The sequence below is a fragment of the Candidatus Accumulibacter sp. ACC005 genome (assembly GCF_907163215.1).
Lineage (GTDB): Bacteria > Pseudomonadota > Gammaproteobacteria > Burkholderiales > Rhodocyclaceae > Accumulibacter > Accumulibacter regalis.
The window spans coordinates 164,816-182,129 of the sequence record NZ_CAJQUB010000004.1 but is presented as its reverse complement, the minus strand read 5'-3'; the positions used below and the strand labels follow the sequence as shown (position 1 = coordinate 182,129).

Genomic DNA, 17,314 nt, shown 5'->3' with positions numbered 1-17,314 from the left:
ACCGGCAGGGCCTGCGCAGCCGTTCAGGCAGCGTCGATCGTTCTTCGTCCGGACAGGGCGAGCCAGCCGCGAACGACGCGATAGCCGACCCACACGCCAAGGATGACGATCAACAGCCAGGCGATCGGAATGAAGATGATGGTGATGATCAGCAGGCCGTAGACCAGCAACCACAGGGCCGTGAACCAGAAGGTCCGGATCTGCCAGCGATAGTGACTTTCGAGCCAGGTGCCGCGGACATCGCTGCGCTTGACGTAGTTGAGAACCACGGCAATCAGCGATGGCACGCCGAAGACGAAGGCTCCGGCGACGCTCGCCGCACCGGCGACGCCGATCACCACGGCCAGCGCATGCAGGCCGTAGATGACGTGGCACCAGGCACGTTCGCCCTCGAGGTAGGAATCGGGGATCAGGTCATTACTCATTTCGTTCTCCAGTCCCGGCACGCTCTTGCCGCGCGACGAGGGCCATCAATCGCCAGCCGGGCGATGGAAAAATGACGCGGCGGAGGGGTCGCGTAACGGCAAGTCGCGCTCACAAGCCGAGTTCGGCCCACAGGGCATCGACGCGCTGTTTCACGGCGGCATCCATGACGATCGGTGTTCCCCACTCGCGACTCGTCTCGCCGGGCCACTTGTTGGTCGCATCGAGACCCATCTTGCTGCCCAGACCGGCGACCGGGCTGGCGAAGTCGAGGTAGTCGATCGGCGTATTCTCGGCGATCAGGGTGTCGCGCGCCGCATCGACACGCGTGGTCATCGCCCAGATCACCTCCTTCCACTCGCGGATATTGACGTCGTCGTCGACGACGATGATGAACTTGGTGTACATGAACTGGCGCAGGAAACTCCAGATGCCGAACATCACCCGCTTGGCGTGCCCCGGATACTGCTTCCTGATGCTTACCGTCGCCAGGCGGTACGAGCAGCCTTCGGGCGGCAGGTAGAAATCGACGATCTCGGGAAACTGCTTCTGCAACAGCGGCACGAAGACCTCGTTGAGCGCCACGCCGAGCATCGCCGGCTCGTCGGGTGGCTTGCCGGTGTAGGTGCTGTGGTAGATCGGCTCGCGGCGCGTGCTGATGCGCTCGATGGTGAACACCGGAAACATCGACTTTTCGTTGTAGTAGCCGGTATGGTCGCCGTACGGTCCTTCGAGTGCGCATTCCGCCGGGTCGATGAAGCCTTCGAGGACGACCTCGGCGGAAGCCGGCACCTGCAGATCGGACCCCAGGCATTTCACCAGTTCGGTCCTGGCGCCACGCAGCAGACCGGCGAACTGATATTCGGAGAGGCTGTCCGGGACCGGCGTCACCGCCGCGAGAATGGTTGCCGGGTCGGCGCCGAGCGCGACGGCCACCGGAAAGGGCTGGCCGGGGTGGTGCAGGCAGTGCTCGCGAAAATCGAGTGCGCCGCCACGATGCGCCAGCCAGCGCATGATCACCTTGTTCGGCCCGAGCACCTGCTGGCGATAGATGCCGAGGTTCTGGCGCGTCTTGTGCGGCCCGCGCGTCACCGTCAGCCCCCAGGTGATCAGCGGCGCGGCGTCACCCGGCCAGCAGAGCTGGATCGGCAGGCGCGACAGATCGACGTCCTTGCCTTCCCAGAGCACTTCCTGGCACGGCGCGGAAGAGCGTACCCGCGGCGCCATGTTGAGCACCTGCTTGAGCACCGGCAGCTTGTCCCAGGCGTCCTTGAGCCCCTTCGGCGGCTCGGGCTCCTTGAGGTAGGCGAGCAGCTTGCCGACTTCGCGCAGCGCGAGCACCGATTCCTGTCCCATCCCGAGCGCCACCCGTCGCGGCGTCCCGAAGAGGTTGGCCAGCACCGGCATGCTGTGCCCCCTGGGCTTCTCGAAGAGCAGCGCCGGCCCCCCGGCGCGCAGCACGCGGTCGCAGATCTCGGTCATTTCGAGGCGCGGGTCGACCTCGACGCCGATGCGCCTGAGTTCGCCAATTCCTTCAAGTTGCGCGATGAAGTCGCGCAGGTCGTGATATTTCATGAGCAGCTTTCCGGCCGGCAGCGTTCCGGCGGCAGAGTCGCCATGGCGACCATCGAGTTACGCCCTGCCTGAAGGCCGGGCCAAAGCGTATAGCCGGTCGCTTGCCGGGACGTCCTGCGGCCGATTATAGCCGCGTCGTGGATCGACGGCCGGCCGATCGACGCCGCGAGCTTCGGCCTTTCAGCGAGCGCCCCACGCAGCCCACCGGCTTCTCGCGCCGCCTGCCGCTATTCCCCGCCAAGCCCGGTGAACGCCAGCGCCCGCGCTTCCACGTAGGGAAAGAAAGGGTTCCAGCGCAGGCGCAGCATGTCCGCCGCCGGGATCTGCAGCACACCGCGCTCGCCGCGCAGCGCGAGCTGGCCAAGAGGGACGCTGCGCCCGGTGCGCAGAGCCTGCCCGCCGTAGATGGGATCGTCGGGAGCAAACGGCAGCGCAACGTGTGCCAGCGAGTAGATGTCCGGCGGCCAGGCAAGGCCGAGCGGCGTCTCGGTGAGTGTCGCATCGCCGGGGCCCTCGCGGCGCACCACCAGCTGGCGGCTCCTGGCGTTCTCGTTGGTCACCACGCTCAGCGCGAAGGGCCGCAGCGGATTGTCCAGCAGAGCCTGCACGGCGGCGGTCGGATCCGAGGTCATGATCGGTTCCATGTCGGCCATGCGGTTGATGTCGAACAACACCAGCTCGTGGCCTCCCTGCGGCAGGCGGTCGAAAAGGTTGCGAACCAGAGCCGGGGTCGAGACAGTGGCGTCGACGACCGAGGAAAAGGCCAACACTGGCGGGAAAGCGGCGAGCTTGCCGCGGCCGCCAAGCTCGTCCAGGCGGTTCTGGATGTGCAGCGTCAGGCGGTAGACCACGTCGCCCGCGTTTACCGCGAAAGAGCCGTATTTGTACGGATCGTACTCGGGCAGAATGGACGTCCAGGCGAGTTTTTCGAGGCCCAGCAGGTGACCCAGCCGCCCCTGTCAGACAGCGAAGGCCGCCGCGCCGCTGACCCCGATCGCCGGTGACAGCAGGATCATCCTGGCGACCTTCGGCAGCGCCCCGTCATCGAGCGTCGCCAGCGCGTAGTTCACCGCCAGGGCGGCGCCGGTCGAGTAGCCGACGATGTACAGCGGTCGCTCGGCGACCTGCGTGGCGAGATGACGCATCGCCAGGCGCACTGCGGCCGCCATGTCCTGCCAGGTGACTTCGACGAGACCGGACGGCGCCGTTCCGTGTCCCGGCAGGCGCATCCCGACGACCGTGGCGCCAGCCGCGTTGAGCGTCTCGCCGAGCGCACGCAGGCTGTAAGGCGAGTCCGACATGCCGTGCAGCAGCAGGACGCCGGCCTTCGGCGTCGCCGCGGTCAGCTCGAAACTGCGGTTCCAGTTCGGCGACCAGCTTTCCGGATCGGACAGGCTGTTGCCGTCGTAGCGGTTGATCGAGCGTTGCCCGCTCGCCGGCACCTTGGCATAGACCTGCGCGTGCAATTGCGCGAACAAGCGTTCTTCGAGCGCCAGGTAGGCGGCGAAGCTATCCACTCCGGAGGCCTCGGTGAACTCCTCGTCGAGGTCCGCCAGGTGCCAGACGTCGAGCTCCGGTCGGGCCTCCAGGTAGACCACGCCAACGATCACCAGCGTCACAACGGCCCCGCCAACGCTGTAGGCCACGGCGACAAGTATTCGCCGGGCAAACCTGGTCAAGCGCACGATCATCGTCTTCTTCCCCGCTGCGCGCTGGTGGAGCGCGGCATTCTTGATGAGACTTTACGTGCGGGCTGCGGTCGCGCCGCATTTCCGACGCCACCTTCGGCCAGCCGGACGGCGGCGCGAAAACATGTCGTCGCCGGACTTATCATGTTCCATACCGCGTGTACCACGGCACCGACGCTGCGGCGCGTCGCCCAGGAGACGGCGTCATCCGCCCGCCGCGGCGGTGGCCGTACTTAGCGCAGTCGATACACGTAGTGACAGGCAACGCAGCCGCTGGTCAGCGACGGCAGCGCGGCGATGGTCTTGTCGCGATCGCCGCTGGCGGCGATGCGGGCAAATTCACTCGCCGCGCGATGCCCGTCCATGCCGATACTGTGCATCGCCGGCGGCATGTGCGGTCCGGGACGGGCTTCGAAGGGCAGGCTGCGGTGCTTGCCCATCGCCGAGACGCCAAGCTCCTGCTCGGCGATCTGGCCCGCCTCCTTGAACTTGCCGGTCGAGACCAGGCCAAGGATCTCGTTCAGCGCCAGCAGGTTGGCGCGCATCTCGGCACGCAGAGTCGATTCCGCAGCCGCCGGCAACGACGCCAGCTGCCGCGTATCGTCGCCGTCGGCCGCGTGCACCGTTGCCGTGAGCAGCGCGAGCGAACAAAACAGAGGAGCTTTCATCCGGAAATCCCTTTCGCGGCCAGAAAATCGACGGCAATGCCGGCAAAAACACTGGCTCCGAACCAGTTGTTGTGCAGGAAAGCCTTGAAGCAACGCGCCGGGTTACGTTCCCGGATCAGCGTGTAATGGTAGCCGGCAATCGCCGCCGCCACTACCAGGCCGGCGTAGAAGAACACACCGAGGCCAAGGCCGTAACCGACCGCACCGATGAGCGCCAGCGCCAGCGCGTAGCAGAGCATCACCGCCGCCACATCGAAGCGGCCGAAGGTGATCGCCGAAGTACGGATGCCGATCTTCAGGTCGTCGACGCGATCGACCATCGCGTACTCGGTGTCGTAGGCGATCGCCCAGAGGACATTGGCCAGCAACAGCCACCAGGCTTCCGCAGGGACGGCCCCGAGCTGTGCCGCATAGGCCATCGGGATGCCGAAACCGAAGGCGACGCCGAGGTAGGCCTGCGGAATGGCCAGGAAGCGCTTGGTGAAGGGGTAGCTTGCGGCAAGAAACAGCGCCGCGACGCAGAGCGCGCCAAGCAGCCAGCTGCGCAGCGGCAGAACGACGACGACCGCACAGGCGACCAGTGCGGAGAAGAGCAGCAAGGCTTCCCTGACCGACACCTGGCCGGCGGCCAGCGGGCGCTGGCTGGTGCGTGCCACATGCGGGTCGAAATCGCGATCGGCGAGGTCGTTGATCACGCATCCTGCCGAACGCATGAGCACGGTGCCGAGGACGAAGATCCACACCACCAGCCAGTCCGGCCGGCCCAGGGCGGACAGCCACAATCCCCACAGCGTCGGCCAGAGGAGCAGCAGAATGCCGATCGGCTTGTCGAGGCGCATCAGCCGTTCGTAGAGATCGAGCCGCTCGCGCAGCGCTGGGCCGGAAAATCGCATAGCGTTCATTCTAACTCGTCTGCCCACCCTCTCCAGCCGCCGGCCTCGGCTCTCCTCGCGCCGTTGAAAGGCCCGCACTCACTGCCAGTCACCGCGCAGGCCGGCGACAACCTCCTGCAAATGCTCGGGCGTCGCCGCAGCGGGCTCGACCGCGGCGCCGACGCTCAGCGCGATTCTGGAGAACAGGCCGAGCAGGCGCCGCGGCCTGCTCATCGCCGGGCCGCCCTGGCGACTGAAGAAGCTGCCCCACAGACCTTGCAGGGCCATCGGAATCACCGCCACCGGCGTCCGTTCGACGATCCGCTGCACGCCCGGACGGAAGGGAGAGAGATCGCCGTTGTCGGTGATCCGCCCTTCCGGAAAGATGGCCACCAGCTCGCCCTCCTCGAGCGCCCGCGCCACCTCCTCGAACGCCGCCTCCATCATCAGCGGATCTTCGCGCGCGGGAGCGATCGGGATGGTGTTCATGTGGCGAAAGACAAGGCTGATCACCGGCAGACGATAGATACGGTGGTCCATCACGAAGCGGATCGGCCGGCGGCTGGCGGCGGCGATGACGATTGGATCGACGAAGCTGACGTGGTTGCAGACCAGCACCGCCGGCCCTTCCTGGGGGATGTTCTGCAGCCCTTTCTGCTCCAGGCGGTACACCGAGTGGATCAACAGCCAGGCGATGAAACGCAACATGAACTCGGGCACCAGGCTGTAGATGTAGACCGCCACTGCCGCATTGCACAGTGCCGCAATGGCGAACAGGACCGGGATCGAGATACCGTTGGCGAGCAGCCCGGCAGCCACCAGCGCGCCGCAGACCATGAACAGCGCGTTGAGAATGTTGTTGGCGGCGATGATTCGTGCCCGCTGTTCCGGCGCGCTGCGCAACTGGATCAGCGCATACAGCGGGACGATGAAGAATCCGCCGAACACCCCGAGTGCAAAAAGGTCGAAGAGCACTCGCCAGGTCTCGTGCATGGCGAGGATGGCGGCGAGCGCCAGCGGCGCGCCAGCAGGCGGCGCGGCGGGCGAGGCGAACGCCAGGTCGATGCCGAAGAGGGTCAGGCCGATGGAACCGAAAGGCACCAGGCCAATCTCGACGTGCCCGGCCGAGAGCCGATCGCAGAGCAGCGAGCCAAGACCAATGCCGACGGTGAACACGGACAGCAAAAGGGTCACAGTCGTCTCGTCACCACCAAGGACACTCTTCGAATAAACCGGAAACTGCGCCAGGAACAGCGCACCGTACAGCCAGAACCACGAGATGCCGAGAATCGACAGAAAGACAGTGCGGTTTTCGCGGGCGAAACCGATGTTGCGCCAGGTTTCGGAGAAGGGATTGAGGCCGACCACCAGGTCCGGCGCCGGCGCCGGCGCCGCCGGAATTCCCCAGCTGCACAGGTAGCCGACCACGGCGACCAACAACCCGGCGTAGGCGACCCAGGTCGGCTGGCCCGCCGCTCCGGCGAGCAGCCCGCCGGCGATGGTGCCGATGAGAATGGCGACGAAAGTCCCGGACTCGACGAGTGCGTTGCCGCCGACCAGTTCGTTCTCGTGCAGGTGTTGCGGCAGGATGGCGTACTTGACCGGGCCGAACAGGGCCGACTGAAGACCGAGCAGGAAGAGCGCCAGGAGCAGGACTTCCAGGCTGTGCATCATGAAGCCCAGCAGGGCGAAAGCCATGATGACGATTTCGAGCAGCTTGGTCAGCCGTGCCAGGCGAGCCTTGTCGTACTTGTCGGCCAACTGCCCGGCGGTCGCCGAGAACAGGAAGAAGGGCAGGATGAAGATGCCGGCGGCCAGGTTGGCCAGCACCTCCGGGGTCAGCGTCGTCCAGCTGGCAGCCTGGAAAGTAAGCAACACGACCAGCGCGTTCTTGTACAGGTTGTCATTGAAGGCGCCGAGAAACTGGGTGCCGAAAAAAGGCGCGAAGCGACGGGTCTTGAGCAGACCGAACTGGGAACTCATGCAGTCTTCCTTTCAAAGAAGGTGCGCGTCTCGAAGATTGACGCTGGCAAACGCCGCCCAGCCGCCGACAACTGTCGCTTGAGAACAAAATCAAAGAGCAGCGGATTATGCTGCCTAATCGCCTCCAGCACCGCCACTGCCGACAGCGGCAACATGCCGCGCTCGGCGAACTCGCCCGGCGCAACCAGCGGCACGATCCCGGGCAAGGGGTAGTCGGAACCGTTCAGCAGGCGCGGATGCCATTCGCTGCGCTCGATCACCGCGCGTACGATCTCGGCGCCGCGGTTGCGCAGGGTCAGCGCCGAGATGTCGGCGAAGAGCAGTTTTTCGTAGCGCGCTTCGGCCATCAGGCGGGCAAAGAGCGCGAAGCACGAGCGCAGCGGTCCGTTCGCGCCCTGATCGAGGTCGACGGCGTCCCCGATCGAAGCGCAATGGGCAACCACCACGCGCACGCCGTGGTCCATCGCCCGCCGCAGCAGCAGCGGGTTGCCGAAGGCCTGCTGACCACCGCCGTGCACGGCTTTCTCCTCCCCGGCGTGGCTGATCAGCGGCAGGTCGTGCGCGGCGAGCGCGGCGTAGAAGCGGTCGCAGCGCGGCGACGACGGATCGATACCCATCGCCGGTGGCAGCCATTTCACGGCCAGCGCGCCGCCCTTCACGACGGCCGCCAACGCGTCGACGCAGTCGACACGATACGGATGAATCGACGCCGCCCACGCAAAGCTTCCCGGATGGCGTTCGGCAACCACCTGCGCGTAGGCGTTCGGCGTGTAGAAGGAGCTGCGGGCCGGATCGGCACGCCCCTGCTCGTCGTGAAAGCGATCAAAAGCGAAAAGCAGCAGGCGCGCTCCCGGTCGCAGGCCGTCGACCAGGTTCTGCATGCGCTCGACGTAGCTGTCGTCGATCCGTCCCGGCGCGTCATGCACACAACCCGCATTGAGGTAGAACAGGCGCTGCGCGTACTGCAGCGGATGAAAGAGGCTGTCCATCTGCGGGTTGACCTCGATGCCGCTGCCCGAATCGCCGGTACCCACCAGGTGCACGTGAGCATCGAGAAAGCGCGCCGGGTCGATTCCCGCCCAGGCCGCTTCGATCAACTCGTGCCTGGCGGTCGCTGGCGGCAGCTGCGCATGGCAGGCGTTGAACAAGGCTGGCACGCGCAGCGCGACGAAGGCCGACAGCCCGACCAAGCCGCCGGCCGCAAGTCCGCCGACTACGAAGCGGCGACGTTGGCGACTCATTTCCTGCCCCGAGCGCGGCAGCGACTCTCGCCAGCGCCTACCGGACCGGTGACCCGTCGCCCGCTGATCGAGTAGAGGACAGGCATTCGCCTGCCCTTCCTCGTCAAACCGTGCATGCCGTTTTCCCGCACACGGCTTTCCGATGTTCTTCACGCCGAGGCATGCGCCGAGCTCCAGCCCGCCCTCATCGGAACCTTGTACAGCCCGGAGTGCCGGTAACGATATGAGCAGTCGGGAAACGGCGGCAGCCGCTTCCTCGCTCCGTCACCTTGTGGCGCTTCATCAAGTGCTTGCGCAACCGATCCTCCGCATAGCATCTGAGTTGTCCGTTGCCTGACTTGAGTTTGGAGACTGGAAGCAGTTCACCCAGCCGCGCAGGCTGCGGTTCACATTTCCGTTAAACCCGCTTGCCGGAAACAGCATCATAAACCGCGTGCTACGGCCAGCCTGCGCAATGCCAGCCAGCTAGCCGTCGGCCAGCACGAAGTCGATGCGCCCGGTTTCGAGATCGGCCTTGACCAGTTTCACCTGCAGGCGGTCACCGAGGCGATAACGTTTCCCGCTGCGCTCGCCAAGCATCTGATGCCTGACGCTGTCGTACTGAAAGTAGTCTTCGCCAAGCTCCGAAACATGCACCAGTCCCTCGACATAGACCTCGTCAAGGGCGACAAACGCGCCGAAAGGCACGACCGCGGCAATCGTTCCGGCAAAGGTCTCGCCGATGCGGTCGCGCATGTAGTAACACTTGAGCCAGTTGGTGACATCGCGTGTCGCCTCGTCGGCGCGCCGCTCGGTCTGCGAACAGTGCATGCCGATCTCGGCCCACTTGCCGGGTGCGTAAGTCGTGCCGGCGAGCGCGGCCTTGATCGAACGATGGACCAGGAGGTCCGGATAGCGCCGTATCGGTGAGGTGAAATGCGTGTAATGCTCGTAGGAAAGCCCGAAGTGGCCGACATTGTCCGGGCTGTACTGGGCCTGACGCAGTGAGCGCAGCATCACCGTCTGCAGCAGCTGTGCATCCGGGCGATCCTTGATGCTCTCCAGCAGTTCGGCATAGTCGCTGGCGCTCGGGTCGTCACCGCCACCAAGACCGATGGCGAATTCCTTGAGGAAATTGCGCAAGGCGCCGAGTTTCTCCGGCGTCGGCCCTTCGTGAATGCGGTACAGGCACGGCTGCCGCTTGGCCTGCAGAAATCCAGAGGCGCAGACGTTCGCCGCCAGCATGCACTCCTCGATGACGCGGTGCGCGTCGTTGCGGTGAACGGGAACGATGCGGTCGATCTTGCCCTGCTCGTTGAACAGCATCATCGTCTCGATGGTCTCGAAATCGATGGCGCCGCGTTTGCCGCGCGCTTCACTCAAGACCTTGAACAGGGCGTAGAGCGCCTGCAGCTGTGGCTGCAGGCGGCGATGAACTTCGCTTTCAGGCTGCGCGGTCCCTGCCAGCCAGCTCCAGACCTGGTCATAGGTCAAACGCGCGTGCGAGCGGAAAATGGCCTCATGGAAGGTGTAGTCGGTGACCGCGCCGCTGCCGTCGATTTGCATGTCGCAGACCATCGCCAGACGATCGACGTCGGGGTTCAGCGAACACAGGCCATTGGAGAGTTTTTCCGGCAACATCGGAATCACCCGGCGCGGAAAATAGACCGAATTGCCACGCTCGCTCGCCTCCTTATCGAGGGCCGTTCCCGGCCGAACATAGTGGCTGACGTCGGCGATGGCCACCACCAGGCGCCAACCAGCGCCTTTCCGCTCGGCGAAAACGGCGTCGTCGAAGTCCCTCGCCGTCTCACCATCGATGGTCAGCAGGGGCAGCGCGCGCAGATCCTTCCTTCCTTCCGCGTCCGACGGCCGGAGCCCCTCGGGTAGCTGCGCCGCCTCTGCCAGGGCGCTGCTGGAGAACTCGAATGGCAACTCGTGCTTGCGCAAGGCGATTTCTATCTCCATGCCCGGATCGGCGTAGTTGCCGAGCACTTCGACAATGCGTCCGATCGGCTTCGAATGGCGATCGGGTTGTTCGATGATTTCGACGGTCACCACTTCGCCCGAACGCACAGCGCTCCGGCTATCCGGCGTCACCAGTATGTCCTGGTTGATGCGCCGATTCTCCGGAACGACCAGCGTGATGCCATGCTCGACCAGCACGCGGCCGACGACTCTGCTGTTTGCCCGCTCAAGAACTTCGACGATCACGCCTTCGCGACGCCCGCGACGATCGACGCCGACGACGCGCACCAGGGCACGGTCGCCGTGCAGCACTTTCGACATCTGCCTGGCTTCGAGAAACAGGTCCTCGCCGGCATCGTCGGGAACCAGAAAGCCATAGCCATCCGGGTGGCCCTCGATACGCCCGGCAATCAGACTGGCGCGTTCGGGCAGAATGAACGAGCCCTTGCGGTTACGCAGCAGCTGCGCCTCGCGCTCCATTGCCCGCAAGCGGCGCTGCAGGAGTTCCAGTTCGTGGGCGCGGATGTCGAGCAGCGCGCACAGCGCGTCGAAGCTGACGGGCTTGCCCTGCTCCTCGAGAATCTGCAGGATGTATTCGCGCGACGGCAAGGGTTGTTCATAGGTCTTCAGCTCGCGCTCAAGAAAGGGGTCGGCACGGCGAATCGCCGACAGTTTGCTTATTGACATTTGCTCTTGTTCCTATAGAATTCGGCCTCTCTGGAAATGCCCAGGTGGCGAAATTGGTAGACGCGCTAGGTTCAGGTCCTAGTGGTGGCAACACCGTGGAGGTTCGATTCCTCTCTTGGGCACCAGACGAAAACAACGAAAGCTCTGATTAGTCAGGGCTTTTTTTGTTTCTGCGCCGCGCCATTCCCTGTTTCTGCGCCGCGCCATTCCCTTGCTCGTCGGCCCGGTTGCGCACCCGCTCTGTAACGCGAAACCAGCCACGGCGCATTGTACGCCCACTGCGCCCCCGCTTGCGCCGCACCGCGAGCGATCATCGCGGCGTCGTTCTCCGCCAACGATCCGCCATGGCGCCGGAAGATGACGCCGATCGACGCTCCCTGCCAGTCACCTCACACGCTCCCAAACCGACGATCCTCCGCCTCCGCGCAGGCAAATTTTCCGCGGCCGATCTGCTTGCGAATGATTTTCAAAACACTAGCCAGCGCTCACGAAAGTGTGGATACTACGCTGCCGGAAAGTCGCCAGCCCCGCTGCTGCGAGTTAGTTCAAACTTAGCCACCCGTTAGGATTCCAGATGACGATACGACCGGAATTAATCGATAAGCTGCGCACCAAGCGCACACAGCTGACTGAGAATGTCAGCCCCGAGAAGTTGGAAGAGCTGCACGCCAAGGGTTTGCTGTCGGCTCGCGAACGCCTCGGCACCCTCTTTGTCGAGGGGACGTTCCAGGAACTCGGTCTGCATGCCTCGCACAGTGCAACCAACTTCGGCATGGCGACGAAGACGCTGCCCGCCGACGGCGTCGTCTGCGGTACCGGCTACGTCGGCGCGATGCAGGTCGCCGCTTTCAGCCAGGATTTCAGCGTCGTCGCCGGGACGCTTGGCAAGATGCAGGCGAGAAAAATCAACCGCACCATGCGCCACGCGCTGAGAAATGGCGTGCCGGTCGTGGCCTTCAAGGATTCGGGCGGCGCACGTATTCAGGAAGGCGTCGACGCGCTTTCCGGCTACGGTGACGTCTTCTACTCCAACGTCCTGCTTTCCGGCGTCGTGCCGCAGATCGCGGTGATCTGTGGCCCCTGCGCCGGCGGTGCGGCGTACTCGCCGGCGCTGATGGACTTCGTGATCATGACGCGCGAGAACGCGCACATGTTCCTGACCGGTCCGCAGGTGATCAAAGCGGTGACCGGACGCGCGACGACGATGGCCGAGGTCGGCGGCGCCGAAATGCACGCCACGATCAGTGGCAACGCTCACTTCATTGCCGAAGACGACCAGCACGCCATCGGCGTGGTCAAGCAGTTGCTCTCGTACCTGCCGTCGAACAACACCGAGGACCCACCGCACGACCTGACGGTGCCGATCGAGGAGATGGAAGACCCGGGCATCAACGACTGCATCCCGGACAGCCCGTCGGAGCCACTCGACATGTACGCCGTCATTCGTCGACTGGTCGACAACGGCGAGCTGCTCGAAGTCCACGCCGGCTTCGCCCGCAACATCATCGTCGGCTTTGCGCGCATCAGCGGCGTGGTCGTCGGGCTGATCGCCAACCAGCCAATGGTCATGGCCGGCGCCCTCGACCTCAATGCCGCCGACAAGGTGGCGCGCTTCGTTCGCACCTGCAACGTGTTCAACGTGCCGGTCGTCACGCTGGTCGACGTTCCCGGCTTCCTGCCCGGCGTCGAACAGGAGCGCGGCGGCATCATTCGCCACGGCGCGAAAATGCTTTTTGCCTACGGCTCGTGCACCACGCCGAAAATTACGGTCATCCTGCGCAAGGCCTACGGTGGCTCGTATCTCGCCATGTGCAGCCAGGAAATGGGCGCGGACATGGTCTTCGCCTGGCCAACGGCCGAGATCGCGGTCATGGGCGCGGAAGCGGCGGTCAAGATTCTCTATCGCAAGGAAATCTCGGCGGCCGAGGATCAATCGGCGAAAGCCGCCGAAATGGCGCAGGAGTACCGTGAGAAGTTTGCCTCACCGTACGTGTCGGCCAGCAACTTCTATATCACCGACGTCATCGAGCCCCAGGATACGCGCTGGATGGTTGCCCTGGCCCTGCGCAAGGTACTCGACAAGCGTGAACTCAGGCCGACCAAGAAACACGGCAACATCCCCATGTAACCGGCGACGGAAGGAAAAGACCCCATGATCACAGCCGCCATCATCAAATCGCTACAGGTCTACGGCATCGCCATTGTGGTGTCGTTGGTCGTGGCCGTGTTGATCAAGGTGCTGGTACTCGTGACCGCCAGGATGGAAAAACGCCCAGCGGTCGAAGTTCCGACCGGAAGCGTTTGCCCAGTGCTCCTCGGCGTTCCGGAAGAGGATGTCGCCGCCTTGTCGGCGGCGATCTTCGCGGCCATCGGCCCGCACCGCATACTGCGCATTTCGCAACCCAGTCACGGCTGGGCAGTCGGCGGTCGCGCCGCCCAACATTCATCTCATACGCCGGGGCATGCTCCCGGCCGAAGCAACCGCTAACAGGAGCACAAAATGCCCAGACAATTCAAGGTCACGGTCAACGGACGCGAATACGACGTCAGCGTACTGGAACTCACTGCCGGCCAACCGGCACCATCGGCAGCCCCTGCGGTAGCGGCCGCCGCGCCGCAGGCCGGGGGTAGCGCACCTTCTGCGGCTGCCGCCGCGCCCGCCGCAGCCGCAGGCGCTCCTGCCGGCGACGGTGATGTCGTTGCCGGAATGGGTGGCACCGTCGTCGAAGTTAACGTCAAGGTCGGTCAGGCCGTGGCCGTTGGCGACCGCCTGATCGTCATGGAGGCGATGAAGATGAAAACGCCGGTGATCGCTACCCGCGCCGGCCAGGTTACCCGAGTTCTGGTCGCCGCCGGCGATCCCGTCGAGGGCGGACAGCCCCTGTTGACAATCGCGTGAGCGGATATCAGCCGAAACCCGGCACCCATCAACCAGTCCGCGAGTCGGTTTTCAAGCCGATGCGCCGATGGATGGGTGCTGCGGCCAGGTGCGAGGACTGAAGCGCATGGAAAGCATAAATTTTCTCGATCTGTTCCAGGGTGTCGCCACCCTGGTGGCCGCCGAGCCGCAGATCATGATGGGACGCATCTTCCTGATGTTGCTGGGCTTCCTGCTCATCTATCTGGGCTCAAGGAACGTCCTGGAACCACTGCTGATGATCCCGATGGGCATGGGCATGTCGTCGGTCAACGCGGCGGTCATGTTCCTCGAAGGGGGCAAACCGGGAACGCTCTTCGTCGATCCCTTGATCACCGACCCACTGCAGCTGATCAACATTCTGCAAATCGACTGGCTGCAGCCGATCTACACGCTCACCTTCAGCAACGGTTTGATCGCCTGTCTGGTGTTCATGGGTATCGGCGTTCTTCTCGACGTCGGTTACGTCATGGCACGCCCGTTCCAGAGCATGTTCATAGCCCTGTTCGCTGAACTCGGAACCTTCGTTGTCTTCCCGTTCGCCATTGCCCTCGGCCTCACCGAACCCGAAGCGGCCTCCGTCGCCACCATCGGCGGCGCCGACGGACCGATGGTGCTGTTCACCTCGCTGGTTCTTGCCAAGCATCTGTTCGTGTCGATCACCGTCGTTGGCTATCTCTACCTCGGCCTGACCTACGGTGTCTATCCGTACATGATCAAGTGGCTGGTGCCGAAGCACATCCGCGGCATCAGCATGATCAGCGACCAGGGACCGAGGATCACCCGGTCGCAGAAGCTGATCTTTGCGGTCGTCGCGTGCACCCTTCTGTGTCTGCTCTTCCCGGTGGCTGCGCCTTTGTTTTTCTCTCTCTTTGTTGGCGTTGCCATTCGCGAAAGCGGCCTCGAGAACTTCGCCAAACTGCTCGGCGAAACCTTCCTCTACGGAGCCACCTTCTTCCTCGGCCTGACCCTCGGCGTTCTTTGCGAGGCCAACACGCTGCTCGACCCAACGGTCTTGAAGCTCCTGCTTCTGGGCATGCTGGCTCTCGGGGTCTCTGCGTTGGGTGGCCTGCTGGGCGGTTACATCCTGTACTTCTGGACCGGCGGCAAGTTCAACCCGATCGTCGGAATTGCCGGCGTGAGTTGCGTGCCAACCACCGCCAAGATCGTCCAGAAGGTTGCTACCGCAGCGAACCCGGGAGCAATCGTCATGCCGCAGGCACTGGGAGCCAGTATCAGCGGCGTGATCACCTCGGCGATCATCGCCGCGGTCTTTATCTCGATCTTGCGCTAGCCGAAACGCGGCACCCTGCTCACGAAATCGCGCCTGGCTACGGGGTAAAGTAGCCAGGCGCGTTTTTTTTGCAGCCGGTTGCGCGGTGAGCCCTTCCGCGAGGCGAAACGTCCCCTTTACTTCTCGGAGTCGTGCGGCTGCTTGGAGGAATCGACAGGAAAACCGGGCAGAGGGATGCCGTTGAACAGCGTCCGGGTCTGCGTTTTCAGCTGATCCTGCATCTGATGGAGCATCTTTCTGCTTTGCTCCATATAGGTGCTCATCATCGTCTGCATCGCCGGCCCCTGAAAATTCATGAACTGCGACCACATGTCGCTCTGCATCTGGCTATTGCTTTCCCCATAGAGTGATTGCGACTGCTCCTGCAACTTCTTCTGGAAATCGACGAAGGACTTGATGTTCGTCTCCAGGTACTTGCCGAGCATGCCCTGCATCGCGTGACCGTAAAAGCGGATCATTTGCGCCAGCAGATCGGCTGTAAACAGCGGCACACCTGACGCCTCCTCTTCAAGAATGATCTGCAGCAGGATCGCGCGGGTGATGTCTTCGCCGGTCTTGGCGTCCACAACGTTGAAGATTTCGCGAGCCAGGACAAGATCCTTTACATCAGTCAAGGTGATGTAGGCGCTGGTCTTGGTGTCGTAAAGGCGACGGTTCGGGTATTTCTTGATCAGTCGCAGCTGCTCGGGCATGACGACGCTTCCTCCATGTGCAGATGGCTCGACAAGCGCAATCCAGCGCTCTGTGGTGCGGTGCAACACAATTATACCCCAGCAAAAAAAAACAGGCCCCTAACGGGGCCTGTCGTGATGGCATGAAACCGGGAAATGTGCTTACTGGTAGTACAGGCCACCGCTGATGTTCAGCGTGGAGCCGGTCATGAAGCCAGCAAGTTCCGATGCCAGATAGACGCAGGCGCCGCCAATCTCTTCCGGCTTGCACAGACGTTTCATGGGCACCCCATCGACGATGGTCTGCAGGATCTCCGGCTTGATGGCCATGACCATCTGCGTCGCCACGTAACCCGGGCAGATGGCGTTCACGGTCACGTTCTTGGCGGCCAGTTCGGCGGCAAGTGCCTTGCTGAAGCCGATCACACCCGCTTTTGCAGCCGAGTAGTTGGTCTGGCCAGCCTGACCGCGCAGCCCGTTGACCGACGAGATGTTGATGATCCGCCCCCAGCCCCGCTCGGCCATCTTGGCCGAAACCTGTTTGGTCATGTTGAACAGGCTATTCAGGTTGGTGGCAATGACCGCATTCCACTGCGCCACTTCCATCCGGGCAAACATCTTGTCACGGGTAATGCCGGCGTTGTTGACCAGAATGTCGACCGGCCCTGCCTTGGCTTCCGCCTCGGCGACCATGGCTACGCAGGACTCGAAGTCCGAGACGTCACCGGCAACACAGATGAAGTCGGTGAAACCGGCCTCGGCCATGGCCTTGTTCCACTCGTCCGGCTTGTCGAACTCCGGATGGTAGGCAGCAACCACCTTGTGACCGGCCTTGGCCAACTCCTGGCAGATAGCGGTACCAAGTCCACCCATGGCCCCTGTAACCAAAGCAACACGTTGCGTCATAACTCTTCCTTTCCTGTTGACGAATGAAACAACTGGCGGCAATCCACCACCACGATTACAACATCTGCTGACCGACCCAGGCGGGGATCCCACCGCGGTTGGCCGAGAGCCCTTCGATCCGGGGCCGCCAACAGCTCGCGAGCGGCCATTTTCCAGACCTTCCCGAGCCGCCGACGCAAACGTCAGCCGGCATTCTCCCACGACGCCCCCTCGTTGACGAGGCCCAGGGCGTTGAAGTTGGTCAATTCGCGCTCAATGCCTGACTGGAACGTACGGACGACGCACGCACAGACCAGCGCCTGGCGCCGATAAGCGGCCCTCGACGCCAACGCTGCGACTCTCGTGCGTCGCCGGCCCGGCACCGAAATCAGGAAGATGGTCGCGATGCCAACGCCAGCCTCGCGACCGTCGTCGATTCTGCATTGCAGCATCGACGCTGTCA

At 63.7% G+C, this 17,314-nt stretch carries 16 protein-coding genes and 1 tRNA gene; 5 read left to right on the top strand and 12 right to left on the bottom strand.

Annotated elements, in window-relative coordinates; all coding sequences use genetic code 11:
- Positions 1–23 precede the first annotated feature (23 nt).
- The 9 genes from QZ613_RS03780 to rnr form a co-directional block, all read right to left on the bottom strand.
- Positions 24–425, bottom strand: coding sequence for a membrane protein (locus tag QZ613_RS03780; RefSeq protein ID WP_043563507.1), 402 nt, complete (start codon positions 423–425; stop codon positions 24–26).
- Positions 426–534: 109 nt separating this feature from the next.
- The gene (gene ubiD / locus QZ613_RS03775) at positions 535–1,998 is read right to left on the bottom strand and encodes a 4-hydroxy-3-polyprenylbenzoate decarboxylase (protein ID WP_291981543.1); all 1,464 of its coding nucleotides are present in this window, start codon (positions 1,996–1,998) and stop codon (positions 535–537) included.
- A gap of 227 nt (positions 1,999–2,225) precedes the next feature.
- Positions 2,226–2,849, bottom strand: a complete 624-nt coding sequence (locus tag QZ613_RS03770) for a hypothetical protein (protein WP_291981541.1) — start codon at positions 2,847–2,849, stop codon at positions 2,226–2,228.
- A 108-nt stretch (positions 2,850–2,957) separates the two neighbouring features.
- Entirely contained in the window at positions 2,958–3,689 is a 732-nt protein-coding gene (locus QZ613_RS03765) for an alpha/beta fold hydrolase (protein ID WP_291981539.1), read from the bottom strand.
- 230 nt (positions 3,690–3,919) lie between these two features.
- Positions 3,920–4,354: a hypothetical protein gene (locus QZ613_RS03760; RefSeq protein ID WP_043563515.1), complete on the bottom strand. Its 435-nt coding sequence runs from the start codon at positions 4,352–4,354 to the stop codon at positions 3,920–3,922.
- Positions 4,351–5,256 (bottom strand): 4-hydroxybenzoate octaprenyltransferase, encoded by a 906-nt coding sequence (ubiA, locus tag QZ613_RS03755; RefSeq protein ID WP_291863242.1) that lies wholly within the window; start codon positions 5,254–5,256, stop codon positions 4,351–4,353. The genes QZ613_RS03760 and ubiA overlap by 4 nt, the downstream gene beginning before the upstream one ends.
- A 69-nt stretch (positions 5,257–5,325) precedes the next feature.
- Positions 5,326–7,209: an MFS transporter gene (locus tag QZ613_RS03750; protein WP_291981537.1), complete on the bottom strand. Its 1,884-nt coding sequence runs from the start codon at positions 7,207–7,209 to the stop codon at positions 5,326–5,328.
- Complete coding sequence (locus QZ613_RS03745) at positions 7,206–8,450, bottom strand: amidohydrolase family protein (RefSeq protein WP_291981535.1); 1,245 nt, start codon at positions 8,448–8,450, stop codon at positions 7,206–7,208. The genes QZ613_RS03750 and QZ613_RS03745 overlap by 4 nt, the downstream gene beginning before the upstream one ends.
- 465 nt (positions 8,451–8,915) lie before the next feature.
- Complete coding sequence (rnr, locus tag QZ613_RS03740; protein WP_043563859.1) at positions 8,916–11,084, bottom strand: ribonuclease R; 2,169 nt, start codon at positions 11,082–11,084, stop codon at positions 8,916–8,918.
- A gap of 38 nt (positions 11,085–11,122) precedes the next feature.
- Between rnr and QZ613_RS03735 the strand changes: the two genes are divergently transcribed.
- The 5 genes from QZ613_RS03735 to QZ613_RS03715 all read left to right on the top strand — a co-directional run bounded on the left by QZ613_RS03735 (position 11,123) and on the right by QZ613_RS03715 (position 15,295).
- Positions 11,123–11,209, top strand: a tRNA-Leu gene (locus QZ613_RS03735).
- A 449-nt stretch (positions 11,210–11,658) separates the two neighbouring features.
- Positions 11,659–13,212: an acyl-CoA carboxylase subunit beta gene (locus tag QZ613_RS03730; protein ID WP_042332432.1), complete on the top strand. Its 1,554-nt coding sequence runs from the start codon at positions 11,659–11,661 to the stop codon at positions 13,210–13,212.
- Between the two features lie 24 nt (positions 13,213–13,236).
- Positions 13,237–13,572, top strand: coding sequence for a hypothetical protein (locus QZ613_RS03725; RefSeq protein WP_042332430.1), 336 nt, complete (start codon positions 13,237–13,239; stop codon positions 13,570–13,572).
- 12 nt (positions 13,573–13,584) lie between these two features.
- The gene (locus QZ613_RS03720; RefSeq protein WP_042332428.1) at positions 13,585–13,983 is read left to right on the top strand and encodes a biotin/lipoyl-containing protein; all 399 of its coding nucleotides are present in this window, start codon (positions 13,585–13,587) and stop codon (positions 13,981–13,983) included.
- 106 nt (positions 13,984–14,089) lie between these two features.
- The gene (locus QZ613_RS03715; protein ID WP_042332427.1) at positions 14,090–15,295 is read left to right on the top strand and encodes a sodium ion-translocating decarboxylase subunit beta; all 1,206 of its coding nucleotides are present in this window, start codon (positions 14,090–14,092) and stop codon (positions 15,293–15,295) included.
- Between the two features lie 116 nt (positions 15,296–15,411).
- Here QZ613_RS03715 and phaR read toward each other — a convergent pair whose 3' ends face one another.
- The 3 genes from phaR to QZ613_RS03700 all read right to left on the bottom strand — a co-directional run bounded on the left by phaR (position 15,412) and on the right by QZ613_RS03700 (position 17,303).
- Positions 15,412–15,987, bottom strand: coding sequence for a polyhydroxyalkanoate synthesis repressor PhaR (gene phaR / locus QZ613_RS03710; RefSeq protein ID WP_042332426.1), 576 nt, complete (start codon positions 15,985–15,987; stop codon positions 15,412–15,414).
- Positions 15,988–16,128: 141 nt separating this feature from the next.
- Positions 16,129–16,872, bottom strand: coding sequence for an acetoacetyl-CoA reductase (gene phbB, locus QZ613_RS03705; protein WP_043563522.1), 744 nt, complete (start codon positions 16,870–16,872; stop codon positions 16,129–16,131).
- Positions 16,873–17,054: 182 nt separating this feature from the next.
- Entirely contained in the window at positions 17,055–17,303 is a 249-nt protein-coding gene (locus QZ613_RS03700) for a hypothetical protein (protein WP_043563523.1), read from the bottom strand.
- Between the last annotated feature and the right edge of the window lie 11 nt (positions 17,304–17,314).